A 19896-nucleotide genomic window follows, 5' to 3' on the forward strand; every position below is an offset into this window, starting at 1 on the left:
CGGGAAAGGAGGATGGTCCAGCCTATGAAATCTGACAGTAATTTATGTGGTTCAACACGTGAGGTGACTGAGGCTTAGAGCGTCCGCTCTAGACCTGGCATTTCGCCGAACTGTACGTCGATTCGGCTGTACTCCGCCGAGGCCCTCCGCAAGAGTGGACGCCTCAGGTCAATCTCAACAGTTCACCGAAGCTCGAAGCCTGCACCCAACCGGTGCAGGCTTCTGCTTTTCGAGGCGCAGAACGTTGCTGTCTTGTCGGCGGCAGGCTCTTTAGAATGGGAGTTATGGAACCTCTGGTCATTGCGGGCAAGGCGTTTGAGTCGCGGCTAATTGTGGGCACGGGCAAGTACAAAGACGGGCCGGAGACGCGGGATGCGATCGAGCGGAGCGGTGCCGAGATGGTGACGGTGGCTGTCCGGCGGGTGAATCTGGACCGCTCGACCGAATCGTTGCTCGACTTCATCGACCCGGAACGCTACTTCATGCTGCCCAACACCGCCGGCTGCTACACCGGCCAGGAGGCGATCCGCGCGGCGATGCTGGCGCGCGAGGTGGGGCTGTCGGACTGGGTAAAAATTGAGGTAATCGGCGATCAACGAACGTTGTACCCGGACGTAGCTGGAACGTTGATGGCAACGGAGGTACTCGTGAAGGAAGGGTTTACGGTTCTGCCGTATACCTCTGATGACATTGTGTTTGCGAAGCGGCTGATCGACGTTGGTGCTGCGGCGGTGATGCCACTGGGAGCCCCGATCGGCTCGGGACTGGGCCTGCAGAACACGGCGAACCTGCGGATTTTGCGGGAGATGATCACCGAGGTTCCGCTCATTGTGGACGCGGGAGTGGGCACCGCGAGCGACGCTGCGGTGGCGATGGAAATGGGTTTTGACGCCGTGCTGATGAACACCGCGATTGCGGAGGCTCGGAACCCGGTGCTGATGGCGGAGGCGATGGGACACGCGGTGCTGGCAGGGCGGCAGGCTTACCTGGCGGGGCGGATGCCGCGGCGGCTGTATGCGTCCGCGAGTTCGCCGTTGGAGGGCGTGTCGCGGTAGAACTATTTTCTCTCTAGAGCTTCCCGAAGGGGCTCCGCGAAAATTGCGCTTACGTCCGGCATAGCGACCACTCTCCATCGACGCGTTCCTTCTTCATGAGCAAGTCGAACGCGTAACGGGTTGAGGCCTTTCGGTGTGTCGGAAGGAAGGTGGTCAAAAACAGCTTCCGCAGTATTCCCGCTCACGGCAACGGATGCGAGATGAATAGAACGCAAGCGGGCTTTATCTATCTGGTGCGCTGGTTTGCCCCGAGTATCGAGTGTGCTGTGAGCGCCTAACAGATCGTCAATTGTTTGCTTCACCTGTGACTTAGCAACGGACGCGATCTGTGGTTTTAGCATTGCAAGCATCGCAGAACCGAAACCGGCAAACGGGCTACCAGCTAACTCCTTCGTTTGACTTTGCTGCATTGCAGTAAAGATGGTCTCGGTTACGTCACTTGCGACTTGGTCGGCCAGTCGGTCTTCATCTATGAGGCTTCGCGCCGTTTCATAGTCTTTTGAGCTTATTGCGTTGCTCAACCTCATCAGCGAATACGTGGTGTACCTGTGAAGTAGTACCAGCCACATAGTGCACCAACGCACACGAGAACGCCCACCAAGACAAGCCTCTTCATGGCTTTATGAGAATGCGATCCATGCGAATTGTGAATGCAACTTTCGGTACAGAAATGGAGGCGCGGGTCGGAATCGAACCGACGCATAAAGGTTTTGCAGACCTCTCCCTTACCACTTGGGTACCGCGCCCCGAACCGTACCTGCGCTCAACCGGTAACGGGAGCAGCATGAGACGGAACTCTTACTGAAGGAAGATCAGAAGATTTGGAGCGGGAGACGGGATTTGAACCCGCGACATCTTCCTTGGCAAGGAAGCACTCTACCACTGAGCTACTCCCGCTCGACAGGACTGATAGTAGCAGAGCTCCCGCCATGCTGCAACGCTTGTGAGGGTACGCGGAGCGCTGTCTCTGGAGGTAAAAGGGGGGCGGACATCACGTATTCGCAAAGAGTTAGGAGGCTCTTTTCGACCGTGTCTGTGATCCGTACTGGTTACCTCTTTGACACTTTTGTGGCAGGGCGAATCCGTTGACTTCACCCCATACGCAACGTAGCCTCAGACCCAAGTACTGCACAACTGGCGATGCACCGTGCCCTCCCCAAGGCTGCTGTTGTGAGCCCCTGGCACGTTGCGTTATGCCTTTCCGGCAGGCCTGTGGAGCGACGAGTGGATAACGCAAACCCGAGGGTGGAAGAGCAGGCCCTGGCTCCGGAGACGCCGGAGGATGTCGCCATTCTGTACTCGTGGGCGAACCTGCCCGGAGCCAAGTACCGGGATTTTTCGGCCTCCAGACGCGAATACCGGGCGCAGCAGCGCGCGCGAACCGCGGAAGCGCAACGGCAGGCTGAACTGAAGGCCGCTCGCGAATTGGAAGAGGCGGCACAGCGTGAAATCGAAGTCGCGCAGCGCCAGCTGGAAGGAACGCGAAAAGCCGAAGCGGACGCAGCGCAGGCAAACGCGGATGCGGAGGCGAAGCGCCGGGCCGAAGAGGTGATGCGGCGTGCGGAGGAACGCGCCGAGCGGGAGCGGCAGGAGGCTCTGCGGCGTCAACAATCCGCCGAAGACCTGCGGGTGCTGGCGGAACGTGCACAGGAGGAGATGCTGGAAGCCCGCAAGCGCGCCGAAGAGCAGGCCGCGCGCTACGCCGAAGCGGACGCGCAGACTCCGGTGCAGGTCAACCAGCAGGCACGCGTGCTTCCTGGCGAAACGACGGATCCTTATTACTACACCGGACCGGTGGACCCGGCTTATTTCGCATCCACGCCGGGCGTCCGCACGGCGCGTGCGGCGCGTGTGTCGACGGAACGCAGGGCATATGTGTATCCAGTGCACCCCGGCTCTGACGAGTTCGACTCCGGAACGATCGTCGCGTATCGGAGCAGCAATCAGTTCGCGCCGTCACCGGCGCAGTCTGTCGACCGCCTTCCCGTGCAGAAGGATCCTGTCGAGGAACGGGTGCAAATCTCCAAGCAGGAGCGGGAACGTCCATCGCGCGATCAGGAAGCAGAAACGCAGTACGACCTGGACGACGACTACTACGACGGCAGCCATGTGGCGCGGTTGTTCAGTCCCTCGCAGGGGGCGCGGAATGCGGAAGGCCGCGAAAGTGCGCCCGCAGACCTGCACATTCGTCCCGCAAGCCGGGTAAGCGGCGAACATGAGCAGCCGATGCGGACCGTCCGTCCGTCTCCGACGACACAGTTTGCGCCGGCACCGAACAGCAATCCGGCACCTGCTTTCCCGGAGCCGGAAGAAGCACTCGCAGTGGCAACGAGTGTTGGGCAATCGGACTTGAGCGAACCTATACCCGTCTTCCGTCCTGCTGGTGGAGATACGCGGCGGGATACTGTCTTGCACGAAGTTGTGAACGAACCGGCTGTGGAGGCGGGCAGGCAAGCTCGGGCGCCCTATGCGGAAACTGAGGCAAAGGACGACGGACGGCTGCGACCGATCCTGTATGAGGAACCGGAGGAACTCGCGGAAGAGGGCAGTTCCCGCATGTTCATCCCAAGCCCTCGGCGGCGCCTGCTGGATCTGGGACCGCTTCTGGCTTCGACACACAAGCAGAATGCGGAGCCCTTGGCGGCAGAAGCGCGGACCCGTGATGCAGTAGCGGCGGAGGGCCAGCGGATCGCGCAGCTGGAGGTGGACCGTCGCGCTGCACAGGATCGTTTCGTTCAGGAGCAGGAGACTGGTACAGGAAAGACGGAGGATGCGCCTGCGGCAGCGTCGACTGAGCCGCGCCAGGCCAACCCCGAAGCGGGCACGCGCCGCTATGAGCCGGTGCACTGGCGCGCTCTGAACCACGCGGGCGAGAGCGGGTTTCGACGGCGCAGGCAGCCGGCAAGGGAGCCGATCGCCCGCACCACGCGGCAGCCACGGACGTTGCAGGAGCCGGAGCTCGCAACCGAGGCGTCCTCCGCCGGGGAACCTGCCGCGCCACCGGCATGGCTCAGCGGAGAAAGACGGGCGGCCCGGCGGACCGAAGGAGCGAAGCTGGATGCGGTTGCGGAAGGTTCCGATCTGCCAGCCACCCCCGGAGATCCGGGCGTTCCTGCACCCCGTCCCGTCCTTCGGAGACAGCCTTCCGGTCTGCGTCCGCGGGCACAGGCGCCGTCTGCCCGGGCATTTTCGGCTGACGTAAGTACAGGGCCGGTCAGCCCTTCCGAAAAGTCGGCACACGATCCACGGCGTGCCCCTGAATTGCAGCCGAGCGAGCCGCAAGGAACTGCATCCGACACGCTGCAGCAGTCGCGAGAGCGGGTTGCATCCCGTTGGTTCGCGTTGAGCGGCCTGATGGGTTCGGAAGGCCGGCAAAGCACGGAGCCTCGAACTGGAATGCGCTCCGCGCCCCATCCCGCACCCATGCTGTGTGTGTTGTCGATCAGCGGCGGTGTGGGAAAAACCAGCATTGTCGCAACGCTGGGGCGGGCTTTGTCCTCGCTCGGGGAAAAGGTCCTGTTGGCCGATACGAACGTGCACGGCATTCTGCCGTATTACTTTGGAGCGCGGGAGCAGCGGCCTGGAGCGGTGCGCACCTTTTCGCCGCCGCCGGGCAGCAACGATGCGCCGGTGGTCCTGGTCAGCTATGACGCGGACAGCCGGGGGTATGACGAAGCCGGACAGACACGTGTGCTGGACGATCTGTACCGCCGTGCGAACGAAGTGCAACGCGTGCTGGTCGATGCGGGCGTGAACAGTGCCTGGCTGGCCCGGACCGTAGCCGGGTCGAATCCCTGGGTTCTGGTGCCGGTGGCGCCCGACATGAATTCCGTGCTGGGAACCCAGGCGGTCGAGCGGCTCTTTCAAGATGTGAACGGAGCGGACGGCCGTCCAGTAAAGCCCTATTACGTGCTGAATCAATACGACCCAACGGTGCCGCTGCATCTGGACGTGCGAGAAGTCTTGCGGCAGTTCCTGGGCGAGCGGTTGCTGCCGATCATGCTGCACCGCACCCCTGCGGTCTCGGAAGCCCTCGCGGAAGGCATGACCGTGATCGACTATGCTCCGCGGTCGTCCGTTGCGAACGACTACATGAATCTGGCGGCCTGGGTGCGGAAGCTCGCAGATCCGGGCCTGAGCTATACGCGCCCGGCGCGGTGGAGCGAACGATGACCCGAGCGGCGATGTGGCGCGAGTTCGAAACGGGCGTTTCGCCCCTGCTGCGGCTGCTGCGGGTTTCGGTGGTGCTGGCCTGCGTTTCACTGCTGCTGTACTGCGGAAGCCTGGAACTGACCTGGCCCCAACAGGCGGTGCTGGGCGTGGTGACCGTGCTGATCGGTATCTGGATGGACCGGTCTTCCAGCTCGTACCTGATCACGCTGACGCTGATGATGGCGTCCTGCTTTTCGACTTTTCGTTATGCCTACTGGCGTGTGGCCACCGTGGTGAATTTTTTTCGCGATCCGGCAAACACGCAATGGGGGCCGCTGGACGCGTTCTTCATCATCTTGTTGCTGTGCGCGGAGTTGTATGCGTTCGCGATCCTTTACCTGGGCTATACGCAAACATTGTGGCCTCTGCGCCGCACGCCGGTACCGTTGCCGGACGACCCGGCCGAGTGGCCGGCCATTGATCTGCTGATTCCGACGTACAACGAGCCGCTTACCGTGGTGCGTTACACCGCGCTTGCGGCCATCAATATTGACTGGCCAGCGGACAAGCTCAACGTCTACATCCTGGATGACGGGAAGCGCGAGGAATTCCGGTTGTTCGCGGAAGAGGCGGGCCTGGGCTATATGACCCGCGATGACAACCACCACGCCAAGGCTGGCAACATCAACCGTGCGTTGGCGCGGCTCGACTCGCCATTGGTGGCAATCTTCGATTCGGACCACGTGCCGACGCGATCGTTCCTGCAGGTGACGGTGGGCTGGTTCCTGCGTGACCCGAACCTGGGTATGTTGCAGACGCCGCACCACTTCTACTCGCCGGACCCGTTTGAGCGCAATCTTGGGCAGTTCCGCTCCATTCCGAATGAGGGAGAGCTGTTCTATGGCATCGTCCAGGATGCCAACGATTTCTGGAACGCGACCTTTTTCTGCGGATCGTGTGCGGTGTTGCGGAGGTCAGCGCTAGATGAGATCGGCGGCATCGCCGTGGAGACCGTAACAGAAGACGCACACACCAGCCTGCGCATGCAGATGAACGGGTGGAATACGGCGTATATCAATATCGCGCAGGCGGCCGGACTTGCGACGGAACGCTTGAGCGGCCATGTAAAGCAGCGCATCCGTTGGGCACGCGGCATGATCCAGATCATGCGGACGGACAACCCGCTGTTTGTAAAGGGTTTGAAGCCGCTGCAGCGTCTTTGCTACTTCAATGCGATGACGCACTTCCTGTACGGTTTGCCACGCCTCATCTTTCTGTTTGCGCCGCTGATTTACCTGGTCTGGGGCTACACCAACGTGCCGGGATATTGGGCCGCGATTCTGGCGTATGCCTTTCCCCACCTTGTGCTGTCATCCATGACCAACTCGCGCATTCAGGGGCAGCATCGGCACTCGTTTTGGAACGAAATCTATGAAACGGTGCTGGCGCCGTACATCTTCCTGCCAACGACGATGGCACTGTTCAACCCGAAGCTGGGATCGTTCAATGTAACCGCGAAAGGTGGCGTGGTCAGAAACCGGTTCTTCGATTCCCGCATCGCGCTGCCGTTTCTGGTGATGCTCCTTTTCAACTTTATGGGCATGCTCTGTGCGATTCCTCGCTACTTTCAGTTTCCACGTGCTGCGGAGGGTCTGGGCCCGATCACCTGGCTGCTGAACGTGCCGGCGAATATGTGGGACGGCACGCATCCGGGCACGATTGCGATGAATGTGATTTGGACGATCTTCAACACGCTGATTCTGGGGGTGGCCTGTGGGGTGGCGTGGGAAAGCCAGCAACGGCGGCAGACGGTCCGCGTGACGATGCAGGTTCCCGCGCGCGTGGAACTGGCGGATGGAACGGTGTTCGACGGGGTGACCGCTGACGTGTCCAGCGGAGGAGTGATGTTGGAAATGATGGAGGAAAGCGCGGTGGCCCCGGGTACTGCCGCGTGCATCCTGTTTCCGGTGCTGGACGGCGAGGCCGGGATCCCGGCGACGATTATTCGCGTAAGCGGAACGGAGCTGCGGGCCCAGTTTGATGCTCTGTCGGTTCAGGAGGAAGAAACGCTCACGCAGGTGCTGTATTCCAGGGCGGATACCTGGTTGGGATGGGGCGAAAGCCGTGATCCGGACCGTCCGCTTCGCAGCCTTGGCCGCATCATGTTGCTGGCTGTGATCGGGTTGCGCGAAACCGCCCGTGGCCTGATGAAAGGCTCAAAACCCGCAAGCAGCAGCGCCGCGGCTTCAGGAAGAATGGCGACCAGCATCGCACCTTTGCTGATCTTGTGCGCGCTCGCTCTGGGGCTGGTCAGCAGCCGTTCGGCGAGGGCGCAGGGCCCGACCATTCAGGCCTCCGGCTCCAGAAATCAGGCCCAGGTGAACCTGCCGGGTGCTCCCGCAGCAGGTGTGCCGGCGACAGCGTCACCGGCGTCACCACGTGCGATACCGGCAGGGCAGTTCGACAACGTATTCACGCTGGCCGATGTCGGAACACCGGACACGATCGTCATGCGTGGCGTGGACGCATACCATTCACTTTATTTTTCAGTTCCGCAGACCCAGATCGTAAAGACCGCGACGATGCGGTTGCGATATCACTTTTCTCCCGGTTTGCTGCCGGCGCTGTCGCATTTGAAGGTCAGCGTGAACGGCACGTTATTTGCAACTCTGCCGGTGAGCACGCAGCCATCAATCTCAGGCGCACCCGCGGATTTGACGCCGGAAGAAAAGGTGGCGGAGTCGCAGCAGTTGTCGATCCGACGCGCGGGCGAGAACAGTGCCTTGCTTGAGGCGACCCTGGAGATGCCAGCCGAGATGCTGGTGCATGACAACCAGATCACCTTTGAATTCGTCGGGCATTACACGCTGCAGTGCGAGGATCCCTCCCACTCCACGCTTTGGGCGCATGTGGACGCGAACAGTTCGATCGAGCTTCAGGGCAATCTTCTGCCACTGCAGGACGACCTGAAGCTGCTCCCATTGCCGTTCTATGACGCGGCGGTCAACCTGCATCCAGTCATCCCAATTGTGTTTCTAAACCAGCCATCGACCAAGGCGCTGCAGGCAGCGGGTATCGTCGCGTCCTGGTTCGGTCTGCTTCCAACGGATTTGCGACCGGTTCGCTTTCCTGTCTCGTTCGGGCAAATTCCCCCGGGGAACGTGGTACTGCTGAGCGAAACCGCGTCCGATCTGCCAGGATCTCTAAACCTGCAGAGCTCGGGTGGACCTTCGATTTCCATGCGGACCAACCCATCCGATCCGTACTCCAAAGTGCTGATCCTGTCCGGGGACTCGGCAGACGACCTGGTCACGGCAGCGCGGGCGCTTTCGTTGCAGCGAAATTTGTGGCAAGGCAATCAGGTTTCCGTGTCGCTGAAGCCGTTGCCAAGCAGCGAGCCGGACGACGCGCCACGCTGGCTTCCCACGAACACGAAGGAACCGGTCACCCTGGGCCAGATCATGAACACGGGCGACCTGCAGGGTGATGGGTCCGTGCCGGTTGGTGTGTACTTCCGCATTCCTCCGGACATCATCAGTTACGCTCCTGCAAACATCCCGTTCCATTTGGAGTACCGCTACAATCCCGTTCCGCTGGCGAACGAGAGCACGCTGCAGTTTTATGCCAATGGAGCCTATGTCAGCTCCACGCCGATGCCGCACTCTGAGAAGGCGACCCAGGTGCTGTCGACCGAGGTGCCCGTGCCACGGGTAAATATGCGGCCGTTTTCCAACTCGATGATGCTGAAGTTCGTCTTTCAGATTGCAAAGAAAAATAAATGCCAGGACACTGCGCCCTTGAACCTGCAAGGGGCTGTGCTGAAGGAAAGCTACTTCGACATTCGTGATATTCCGCACTTGGCGGCGTTGCCGGATCTGGAGCTGTTTGCCAACGCCGGCTATCCTTTCACGCGGATGAAAGACCTGTCGGAGACGGTAGCTGTTTTGCCGGACAACCCGGGCGCGGACGAGATCGAGCTTTATTTGACCCTGATGGGTCACTTCGGCGCACAAACGGGATATCCAGTCACCAACGTGACGGTCACGGGTCCCGAGGGTCTGAAGAGTGACGGACGGCGTGACTACCTGGTGCTTGGCACGGTTGAAGACCAGCCGGCGTTGAATACGCTTGGCGAGCGCCTGCCGGTGCAGATTCAGAGCAATGGACTGCGGGTGCAGGACACACAAGGCTTTTTTGCACCGCTAGAAAATGCCTGGTGGAAGGTGCGTTCGTCGGACCATGTCCAGTCTGGCCAGCTGGAAACGTCCGGCGGCCTGCCGGACGCGATGCTTGAGGGACTTGAATGGCCGCGGCGCTCCGAGCGGTCGGTAGTGGTCATCGCTCTACGGGATCGGAGTGTGATTCCCACCTTTTTGACAACGTTCCTGCGAGTCGCGCAATCGTCGGACATCGGGCAGTCCGTGAGCGTGCTGCATGGAACGCAGTTCACGTCCTACCGCATCGGCAATGACAATTACCACGTGGGCTCGCTCGGCGTTTGGAACACCCTGAAACTGTTCTTTGCGAAGTACCCATGGGCGGTGGTGGTCCTGGTATTCCTGGCGAGCATCTTGCTTGCCGCACTGCTGCGAGTATGGCTCCGGCGCCGAGCGCGGCTGCGCTTGCAGGGTGAGGATTAGCAGCATGAATGGCACCATGGCCGTCTCAGGCATGAGGCACCGGCGCACGTCCGACAAGGGAACCGCGCGCCAGCGGACCGTTCGGCGCAAGTGGGCTTCCGCGTCTGCGCTGCTATTGCCGCTGCTTGCCGGTATGATCTCGTTTCAGGCCGGCTGCCGCGCGGAGCAGCAGTGGCCATTGTGGCAGCACTACAGGGAGCGTTTCCTGGATGGCTCCGGGCGCGTCGTCGACCACGGCGCTGGTGACAAGACCACCAGTGAAGGCCAGGCGTACGGCATGTTTTTTGCCCTGGTGGTGAACGATCGCAAGAGTTTTGACCAGATGCTGCGCTGGACGGAGGACAACCTGGCGGGTGGCGACCTGACCTCAAGACTGCCTGCGTGGAGCTGGGGCAAGTCGCCGGATGGAGAATGGAAGCAGCTGGATTCGAACTCGGCTGCAGATGCTGACCTGTGGCTTGCGTACGACTGCCTGGAGGCGGGCCGGTTGTGGAACGATGATCGCCTCAGCAAACTGGGAGCGGTGCTTGCCGACCGCATGACGCACAGTGATGTTGCGTTAATACCGGGTGTGGGTACGGTCCTGATTCCGGGGCCGCAGGGGTTCCATCCTTCGCCTGACAGGTGGGTGCTAAATCCCAGCTATATGCCGCCGCAAGTTGTAGCGCGCATTCGGCAGCAGACGCCGGAAGGCCCTTGGGCGAGCGTGCAGGCGGATCTGCCGATGGTATTGACACAGGGCGCCTCTTCGGGTTTCGCCATGGATTGGCTGGCCGGGGATGGGGCCGGCGTGCATCCTTCGGCCTCGCCGGGAAGTTTGGCCCAGGGCAAGCCCGGCGCAGCGTCCTATGGCAGTTATGACGCGATTCGTGTGTACCTGTGGCTCGGCACGGCGGACCGGGATACCCCTGGGATATCGGAGTCCATTGCGGCTCTGACGGGCATGGCGCGCTACTTGTCCACGGCAACTACTCCTCCGCTTCAGGTGGACAGCAATGGAACTGTAACCGACCCCAACAGTCCGGTCGGATTCTCAGCGGCGGTATACCCATACCTGCTTGCGCTCGGTAAGCGGCAGGAGGCCAAGGCGCAGATTGATCGCGTCGACGCCAGCCTTGATCCGGCAAGTGGGCTTTACGGCCGCGGGGGAGAGTATTACGACCAGAACCTGGTGATGTTCGCGATGGGATGGAGAGACGGTCGTTTCCGATTCGACCGGAACGGACGGTTGAAGCTGAAATGGCGATGAGCCGGATTTCCGCAGGTTCTTCGCTCCCGACAAAGAACTATAGTGCACACGATGCGAGGCAGACAGTAAGATGCTGCTACACCGGAAGATTTACGCTGAGCGACTTGCGCCCAGAAAGATGGAGGAACGATCCCGAGCTCCCGCGGGACCTGGACCGATGAGACACATGGGACAAATTCCGGCTGCGGCGTGCCTGGGTCTGGCATTGGCGCTGAGCGCGTGCGTAGTTGCGCCCGCGCAGGGCAGCGTCGCTGCGACGCAGGCGCTGCTGGACAAGGCGCATGCCTTGGAAACACGGGGCCGCATGGACATGGCCGCGCAAACCTGGCAACAGGTTCTGCTGGCCGATCCGAAGAACACGGAGGCGCTCGGCGGTCTGGCGCGCGCGGCCAAGCTGTCCGGCAATGACGCGCTTGCGACGACCTACCTTGGCCGACTGCGTGCGATCAACCCGAACGATCCCGGCATTGCGCGTGCTGAGTCCGCGACGTCGCAGCCAAGCCAGGTTGCGGCGCTGCAGCAAGCCGGCAAGCTGGCCCAGCAGGGTAACTATGCGCAAGCCATGAACGTGTATCGTCAGGTTTTCGGTTCCCAGCCTCCGGCCGGTGACTGGGCGCTGGCGTACTACGAGACGGAAGCGGCAACCGAAGACGGGCGGCCCCACGCCATCGCGGGTTTCCGGTCCTTGATCGACCGCTATCCCCAGGACTCGCGCTATCAGATCGCGCTAGGACGCATCCTGACGTATAACCCCTCCACGCGGGCGGACGGACGGCGTTACCTAGAGCGGCACCCGAACAACCCCGAGGCGGTCCAGGCGTTGCGGCAGTCCCTAATCTGGGATTCGCAAAACCCGGCGGCTGTGGCTGATATTCGCGCGTACCTGCAGCACCACAAGGACCCGCAGCTGGAAGAGGCGATGCGCAACGCACGGTCTTCGCAGGCAGCGGCACAACGGACCGGCGGTGCTGCGGCGCGGCGCGGCGCGGCCGCAGACGGTGGCGGTATTGCTCCGGCTTCGCCGGAAAGCAGTGAGGCAGCGATCGAGCAGCGCGCAGAGGGCACGGAGCTGAACGCTGCCTTCGCCGCTTTGAACGGAAAGCGATTCGATGAGGCTGAGACCCGCTTTAAGGCGTTGCTGTCCAAGGACCCGCAGAACGCGCGGGCGCTCGCCGGGCTCGGTTATATACGCATGAACCAGCAGAATTTTGGCGGCGCAATCTCATTCCTGGAGCAGGCAAAGGAGAATGGGGCGAAGGACCCGGGGCTGGATAAGAACCTGGAAGTCTCCCGCTTTTATTACGTGCTGAGCGAAGGTGGCGTGGCACTGAACGAAAACGACCTTCCGACCGCGGAGCAGAAATACCAGCAGGCGCTGCAAATGCGGCCGACCAGCCCCGAGGCCTTGCAGGGCCTGGGCGGGACGTTGATGAAGGCCGGTCAACCGCAGGCCGCCATTCCGTATTTTCAGCAGTTTGTGCGGGTGCGATCGGGTGCGGACTCTTGGCGCGCGTTGTTCATGGCGCAGTACCAGGCGGGCGATGCGGCGGCGGCGCTGGCGACAGAGCGGCGTATTCCGGCGAATATTCGAACGCAGTTGATGCGCGACCCGGAGTACCTGCGCACGCTGGCGTCTGCGTTTTCAGCAGTGGGCCGCGATGCGGACGCGCAACGCGTGCTTCGATCGGCTCTGGACCTGCCGTTTCCAGCGGAGGCGCGCGGCTTGAAGGCGGATACGCAGCTGCAATACGCGAGTCTGTTGTTGCAGGCCAATCGTCTGGACCAGGCGAGCGGGTTGTATCGCCAGGTGCTGGCGGACGACGCGAACAACGTGCTGGCGTGGCAGGGACTGGTCAACACGGAGCATGCCATGCACAGCGACCAGATCGCGCTGCAGACTGTGGAGAGCATGCCCCCCGCGGTGTACGACCAAGCCTTGCGCGACGCCGGCTTTCTGAGCGCTGTGGCTTCGATCTATCAGAGCAATAACAAGTTCGACCTAGCGCAGGGCCTGCTCGAGAACGCTATCGCGCAGCAGAATACGACGGGGCAGCTGGTACCGGTGCCGCTGCAGTTGCAGCTCGCCGGACTCTACCTGCAGCGCAACGACCCGGGCCGGGCTTACCCTATTTATCAGCGAGTTTTGAGCCAGAGCCCTGACCGTGTGGACGCGTGGCGGGGGTTGCTCACAGCTCTGCATGGCTCGGGCCGCGACCAGGAGGCACTGGCGCAAATTCAGCAGATACCGCCCGAGGTGCGCAAGCAGCTGGAACAGAACGTGGATTACCTGCAAACGGTTGGCCAAATCTACAACGGACTTGGCCAGCCTCGGCAGGCGATGCTGTTTCTGAACCGGGTGCAGCAGCACTATGCCGCCCAGCACACGCTTCCCCCGGCGGAGATCGATGTTCAGAATGCGTGGCTGCTGTACAACGGCAATAACGACACGGGCCTGTACCGGCAATTGTTGGTGCTGGGAAGCCGTCCCGACCTGTCGGATGACCAGCGGCGTACGGTGCAGACGATTTGGGCGAGCTGGGCAGTACGGCGGGCCAACCAGGCGAGTGCAGCAGGGAATGGGAAGCGGGCGCTGCAGATCCTGAACGCGGCCGCGAAGTCCTTCCCTGATAATCCAGCTGTCGTTCGCGCGCTCGCCGGAGGGTACCAGCGCGCGGGTCTGCCGAAGGAAGCGGTCGCGATTTTTAAATCGCAGGACATGAGTTCGGCGACCGCATCGGATTACAAGACAGCGGTGGGTGCCGCTTTGGCGGCCAATGACACGAAAGACGCAGAGAGCTGGCTGCGGTACGGTCTGAACCAGTACCCAAAAGACGGCGAGATGTTGAATCTGGCGGCCAAGTTCGAGCAGGCCCGGGGAGACAGCGGCCGCGCCGCGGATTACTACAAGGCGTCTCTCGCGGCATTGCCGCCGGCGGATCCGGGTTCGGAACTGGCGTACATGTTGAACCAGCCCATGCCGCTGAACCCGCGGACACTGCCGTCTGCGCAGCAGCCACAGGATCTTGCGACGTTGCTGGCTCCGGGAAGCGATGCGACTGCGAACGGCAGCGGCGGATCGCTGGCAGCGCCGCCTCCGCGGCCGTACCTGCCGAGCTATAACAACTCCTATGGCAGCGCGCCGGTTCAGCTTGGGACCTCGGCCCAGCCGCAAGCCGCACCCGCGATTCCGCAGTACATGGCCAACCCAAATCGGGGAAGCGCTCCTGCCCGGTCGACACTTGGCAACTATCAGCCGCCCTCTTCGGGAGGCGGCGACCCGTACAATTCTGCGGTTCCGCAGGGTAGTTACGCGCCACCAGCGACAGGCCTGGCGAATCCAGCTTCGAACGTTCCGATGAGCTATCCGGGTATGTCTGAGAGAGACATCCCGGCAGACGCGAAGCCGCCGACGACGGCGCAGCCGGACACTTTTCTGGCCCAGCAGCAGGCAGATCAGCAGGAGCAAGTTCGCCGGGCAAGCGCGCTTGCCGCAGCGAACGCATCGCCGTTGCTGCGTGCGGACAGCTTAACGGAGGTGGCGGCTCGGGACTACGGAGCGCACCCTGAAGGTGCGCAGACTGGGCAGTACGGCAATGGCGAGGTGTATGGACCGTATGTGCCGTATGTAGCGCCGACCCAGCAGGGCGCGCCGGCGGTTTCGTACAGTGCGAGTAATGTTGATCTGCCAAGCCAGACGATCATCACGGAGTTTCCGACCGGGCAGGGCAAACTGGTTCCACTGCACAACGCAAAGTCGACGCGGCGTGGCAAGGTGCATCACGAGCAGGACGACGCCGCCGAAGCTGCGGCGATCCGGCGTCGACAGTCGGAGCCGGAGATCGTGCAGGGCAACGCGGACCCGGAGACCGAGGATGATCTGAGCGATGCGCATCCCGCGCAGTACGGCGGTACGGGTGTGGCAGCGCCGGGGCAGTCGACGCGGCCGTCTCGGCTGCCGGCAACGGCACCCACGAATACGCAGCCTTCGTATGGAGCTTCGGCGTCATCGGGACAGGGCACGTCCGCGGGCTCCAACACAGCGGCTGGCGATACCACGACCCGCACGGTGACCACACAGTTTCCGCAGTCGCCGGACAACGGCACATTCGGGCAGCAATACCCACGACCGACGCGGAGCATGGCGGCGTCCACGCGCCGCCGCACCTCGACGCGGCGAAAGCCCAGTGCCGTAGCCTCGTTCGGGCCGGGAGCGCCGCCGATTTTCTATCCGTCGGTGCCGTCGGCGTTGTCGTCGCAGCCATATCCGGATCTGCCGCCGTACAACAACGGGCAGCGGCCACCGAGCGATGCAGATCTGGTGGCGAGAAATGTGCCACCGTTGCGGGGCGGATATACACCGCCGTCCGCCAGCCCCGGCGCCGATGGCGGACCACCGCTCAACCAGCGTCAGCAGGAGGAGTTGGAACTGGCGCAATTGGAGGCGAGCTACAGCGGATGGGTGGGCGGCAATGCCTCTATACGCACGCGCAGCGGCGATCCGGGCTTGAATCGACTCTACGACTTTGAAGTACCTTTCGAGAGCAGCATCGTCGCCGGGAAAACGGCGCGATTTACGATCATTCCGACGGGCGTGTTTTTGACCAGCGGAACGCTGGACGCGACGCGATACAACACGGCAGGGTTTGTGCCGTACCTTGGGTCCATTTCCGCGGCGGTGTCCAACACCCCTTCACCGCAGTATTCTTCTGGCGTCGGAGGCGAGGCCCAGATGACCACGCAGAATCTGGGTCTGGCGATTGGCTACACCCCATATCAATTTCTGGTGGCCAACATTACGGGCCGCTTCCGGTACAGGCCCGCGGGCGGTCCCATCTCATTGTTTGCGGAGCGCGAGCCGGTGAAGGATACGCAGCTCTCCTACGCGGGGTTGCGGGATCCGGGTTCGATCGGCTTTTCGAACACGGGCAACATTTGGGGCGGCGTGGTCGCGACGGGTGGTGGTATCCGGCTGGATAAGGGCAATGAACGAGCCGGGCTATACGCCAGCGCGGATTACGCCGCGCTGACCGGATTCCACGTGCTGGAGAACCGGCGCATTGAGGGTACGGGCGGCGCGTATTTCCGCGTGCACACCTTTCCGGGCATTGGAACGATGAATGTGGGTGCAAGCCTGTACGCAGCTCACTTCGAGCATAACGAACGGGCGACATCGTACGGCCTGGGCGGGTATTTCAGCCCGGAGATCTACTTCCTTGGATCGGTTCCGGTGACCTTCACCGGGCACTCCGGAAATGCCTGGCACTACCTCGCGCAAGCGGCAGTCGGTGTGCAGACGTTTCAGGAAAATAACGATCCGTACTTTCCGCTGCCGGAGGACGCCGCATTGCAAACGGCGGCACTGCAGAACTGCTCAGTGCTTTCGCTGCAGCAGCGGAACTGTGTCTCTGCATATCAGCCGCTGAACACAAGCACGGGCGCGAACTTCAGCGTCAATGGTGAGGCTTCTTACCGCATCACGGACCACTGGTACGCGGGTGCGGCGCTGGATGCGAACAATACGAACAACTACACGCAGGTGCAGCCGACGGTGTTCCTGCGTTACCTGTTGAAGCCGCAGTATCCGACGGATGACTACCCGACGGGGCTGTTCCCGACGGATGGTATCCGTCCGTTGCGCGTTCCTTAGCGATCTGACGAGGCGACCGTCGCGTGTTTGGTCGACCTGGAGCGGGCGTGTTGTTGGGGATGGGCAAGCCTGAGCGTTTCAGCTTGGTGCGCCCTCGTGTTTGCTTCTTGCCTCAAGAGAAGCACGGAATAAGGCGGAACGATTCTTCGGATCGCTTGCGCCCGGTCTTTCTTACCGTGGCCAGTGCAGATTCAGAGGGAGACGCTTTATGGTGCACGCCTCGGACCCAGGTCTGCCAGAGCCGGATGCGTCTCGACTAAAGTGCATTGACATATTCAATGTTGGGGCAGTAAAGGAAGCCGTGGGTATTTGAGCTAATTAGCTATTGCTACAGAAGGTGAAACGGCAGTCTGAACCAAGCGGTTCCGTCTTGAGTAAGGATGGTGGGGAGCAACTCGGCGGATTGCATGCTTGAACGCGGTTGCGGTTCTTGCCTTGGCAGCGTGAAGTTGTTGTTTTAGTTTGGCCCAGGATTTTTTCGATGGGGGTTGAGGCCGGGCGAGTGGGGCCAGGTAAAGCGTTCCGCGCCGGCCTGCGCCACTGCCTTTGCACAACCGCCTCGGTACTACCATCGCCCGTACTATCGCAGGCCATAGTATCGCAGGCCATACTACCGTAGGCATTACCACCATCGGCCGTACTACCGGCACCGCAACTACCACTGCTACTAGAATGAGAAAACGTCCCGCGATTGCGGGGCGTTTCTGTCGGTGCGGATCAGGTTTTGTACTTGACCATGGCGGCGAGCGAATGCGGGTCCAGGCTTGCCCCGCCGATCAGGGCTCCATCGATGTTGGGCATCGCAAGCAGGCTGCTCACGTTGTCCGGCTTCACCGAACCGCCGTACAGGATGCGTGTCGCGTCGGCAATCACGGGGCCGAAACGGTTTTTCAGGTCTGCCCGAATAATGGCGTGTGTCTGGTCCGCAACCTCCGGTGTCGCGGTGGAACCGGTGCCGATCGCCCAAATGGGTTCATACGCAATCACGAGGGTTTGGGCCTTTTCCGTCGGCAGGTTGGCCAGCGCCGCGCCCATTTGGGCCAGCAGAGTATCTTTTGTGTAACCAGTCTGCCGATCGGCCAGCATTTCGCCCAGGCAGAGCACGGGAATCAAGTCGTGTGCGATCGCCGCTTTCAGCTTTAAATTCACGTGCTCGTAGCTCTCGTTCGCGTACAGGCGGCGCTCCGAGTGGCCGAGCAGGACATGGGTCGTGCCGATGCTTGTCAGCATCGTTGGCGAGGTTTGTCCGGTGAACGGGCCCTCGTTCAACCAGTGCATGGTTTGCGCGCCGGCGCGTACATTGGTGTCCTGCACGCGGTCAATGACTGTTGAGAGCGACGTGGCTGTGGGGAAGATCAGCACCTCGTCCCGGTCATGCCCCTGGACCTGTGGTAAAAACTCATCGAGAAAAGCGAGCGATTCTCTGGGGTTTTTGAACATCTTCCAGTTCGCCGCGATGATCTTCTTGCGCATGGATGGTCCTCAGAGCGTAGTGGCAGAGCAGGGCACAAGGGCGGAAAAGACACCCGGGCGCATACAAGCAGAGCGCCGAAAGCGCTAACGCTGGGTCAACGCGGTCACGCCGGGCAGCGTTTGGCCTTCCAGAAACTCGAGCGAGGCACCCCCGCCGGTTGAAATGTGACTGATGCGATCAGCGACGCCCGCCGCGTGCACAGCGGAGACTGAATCGCCTCCGCCGACGATTGTCGTCGCGTCCTCATTGGCGGCGACTGCCTGCGCGATTGCGACGGTTCCCCTGGAAAACGCCGGCATTTCGAACACGCCCATGGGACCGTTCCACACGATCAGACGCGCTCCACGAACCTCTTCCGTGAAGAGTTCGACCGTCTTGGGTCCGATGTCGAGCGCCATCTTGTCAGCGGGAAAGTCGCCGGTGCTGTCGAAGACCTCGGCGTGTGCGTCGGACGCAAACCGGTCCGCCAGCACATGGTCGACGGGCAGCAGTAAGCGGACGCCCTTGTCTTCCGCCCGCTTCAGTGTGGAGGCGGCAAGCTCGACCTTGTCTGCTTCCAAAAGGCTTTTGCCGGTTTTCTGACCCTTCGCGTTCAGAAACGTGTACGCCATGCCTCCGCCGATCAGGATGGCATCAACCTTGTTCAGAAGATTCTCGATCACACCGATCTTGTCGGAAACCTTGGCGCCGCCGATGATTGCGACGAACGGCCGGTCGGGCTGGTCAAGCGCCTTGCCGAGATAGTTCAGTTCCTTTTCCATGAGCAAGCCGGCAGCACTTTGCGGCACAAAGTGAGTGATGCCCTCGGTTGAGGCGTGCGCGCGATGCGCCGCACCAAACGCGTCGTTCACGTACACGTCCGCCAGGCTGGCGAGTTCCTTTGCGAACTCGGGGTCGTTCTTCTCTTCGCCAGAGTGAAAGCGAAGGTTCTCCAGCAGCAATGCCTGTCCGTACTCCAGGTGATCGACGAGTTCGTGAGCGATGTTTCCGACGCAATCCGGAGAGAACGCAACGTTGCGCGAAGCGCCCAGATCGGCATCCAGCAGCATGCGCAGGCGGTCCACCACGGGACGCAGGCTCATGCTCTCCACGCGTTCACCTTTGGGGCGGCCCAGGTGCGCGGCAAGGATGACGCGTGCCTTCGCGCGCAAAGCAAACTCGATGGTCGGCAGCGTCTCTCGGATACGGGTGTCGTCGAGGATCTCTCCGCCGTCTATTGAGAGCGGGACGTTGAAGTCGACGCGGATGAAAACACGCTTGCCGTGCAGATCGAGGTCGCGGATGGAAAGAGTCGCCATATTCTTCTAGATGCGCCGGTTGTGTCTCACGTTCTTTGCGGAGTGCGTCTTAAATGCGACGTGCTTTACGCCGCTTCTCGAGCCGCGACCAGTACTGGAAGGGCTCCGCATAAACCTCACCGTGCAGTTCGCCAATGCGCTGCTGCAGGCGGTCCTGTACGTCTGTGACCGCCTGGTTATAAATCACGGGCGCGATCTCTTCCACGAAATAATCCAGCAAATTGCCCGCGGCAAGCTCACCAAGCGGCTCGCTCAGATTCGCTTCAGCATATTGCTGGAGCGAGGAGATCGCCTGTTTGCGAACGGGCCCGGAGATCTCGAGCGATGTGGGCACGACGTTCCTCACGAAAAAGAATGGCTCACCGCCGCCGGGTGAGCCGT

The 19896-nt window shown here is 61.7% G+C and carries 9 protein-coding genes and 2 tRNA genes; 5 read left to right on the forward strand and 6 right to left on the reverse strand.

The features are described from left to right. Positions 1-284: 284 nt before the first annotated feature. On the forward strand, positions 285-1055 hold the full coding sequence (locus tag ACOFKT_RS06110; RefSeq protein WP_419806525.1) for a thiazole synthase: 771 nt from the start codon (positions 285-287) through the stop codon (positions 1053-1055). 2 nt (positions 1056-1057) lie between these two features. Here the strand turns inward: ACOFKT_RS06110 and ACOFKT_RS06115 are convergent, their stop codons facing one another. The 3 genes from ACOFKT_RS06115 to ACOFKT_RS06125 all read right to left on the reverse strand — a co-directional run bounded on the left by ACOFKT_RS06115 (position 1058) and on the right by ACOFKT_RS06125 (position 1952). Further along, entirely contained in the window at positions 1058-1576 is a 519-nt protein-coding gene (locus ACOFKT_RS06115) for a hypothetical protein (protein WP_419806526.1), read from the reverse strand. A 150-nt stretch (positions 1577-1726) separates the two neighbouring features. Next, a tRNA-Cys gene (locus ACOFKT_RS06120) sits at positions 1727-1801 on the reverse strand. A gap of 76 nt (positions 1802-1877) precedes the next feature. Continuing rightward, positions 1878-1952 (reverse strand) — tRNA-Gly (locus tag ACOFKT_RS06125). A 327-nt stretch (positions 1953-2279) separates the two neighbouring features. On the opposite strand from ACOFKT_RS06125, the gene ACOFKT_RS06130 reads away from it, so the two are divergent. From ACOFKT_RS06130 to ACOFKT_RS06145, 4 genes are all read left to right on the forward strand, one after another. Then, the gene (locus ACOFKT_RS06130) at positions 2280-5228 is read left to right on the forward strand and encodes a cellulose synthase operon protein YhjQ/BcsQ (protein WP_419806527.1); all 2949 of its coding nucleotides are present in this window, start codon (positions 2280-2282) and stop codon (positions 5226-5228) included. Continuing rightward, positions 5225-9847, forward strand: coding sequence for a UDP-forming cellulose synthase catalytic subunit (gene bcsA, locus ACOFKT_RS06135; protein ID WP_419806528.1), 4623 nt, complete (start codon positions 5225-5227; stop codon positions 9845-9847). The genes ACOFKT_RS06130 and bcsA overlap by 4 nt, the downstream gene beginning before the upstream one ends. 4 nt (positions 9848-9851) lie before the next feature. Further along, positions 9852-11096 carry a cellulose synthase complex periplasmic endoglucanase BcsZ gene (bcsZ, locus tag ACOFKT_RS06140; RefSeq protein ID WP_419806529.1) on the forward strand — a complete coding sequence of 415 codons (1245 nt, stop codon included), beginning with the start codon at positions 9852-9854 and terminating at the stop codon, positions 11094-11096. Between the two features lie 166 nt (positions 11097-11262). Next, positions 11263-16743 (forward strand): cellulose synthase subunit BcsC-related outer membrane protein, encoded by a 5481-nt coding sequence (locus ACOFKT_RS06145; RefSeq protein WP_419806530.1) that lies wholly within the window; start codon positions 11263-11265, stop codon positions 16741-16743. Between the two features lie 717 nt (positions 16744-17460). Here the strand turns inward: ACOFKT_RS06145 and tpiA are convergent. The 3 genes from tpiA to ACOFKT_RS06160 form a co-directional block, all read right to left on the reverse strand. Then, a complete protein-coding gene (gene tpiA / locus ACOFKT_RS06150; protein ID WP_419806531.1) occupies positions 17461-18216 on the reverse strand; it encodes a triose-phosphate isomerase in 756 nt (251 codons plus the stop codon). An 84-nt stretch (positions 18217-18300) separates the two neighbouring features. Next, positions 18301-19515: a phosphoglycerate kinase gene (locus ACOFKT_RS06155; RefSeq protein WP_419806532.1), complete on the reverse strand. Its 1215-nt coding sequence runs from the start codon at positions 19513-19515 to the stop codon at positions 18301-18303. A 49-nt stretch (positions 19516-19564) separates the two neighbouring features. Then, entirely contained in the window at positions 19565-19849 is a 285-nt protein-coding gene (locus ACOFKT_RS06160) for a DUF2164 domain-containing protein (protein ID WP_419806533.1), read from the reverse strand. Between the last annotated feature and the right edge of the window lie 47 nt (positions 19850-19896).

Origin of the sequence: Terriglobus sp. (genome assembly GCF_965201105.1) — a bacterium.
Lineage (GTDB): Bacteria > Acidobacteriota > Terriglobia > Terriglobales > Acidobacteriaceae > Terriglobus.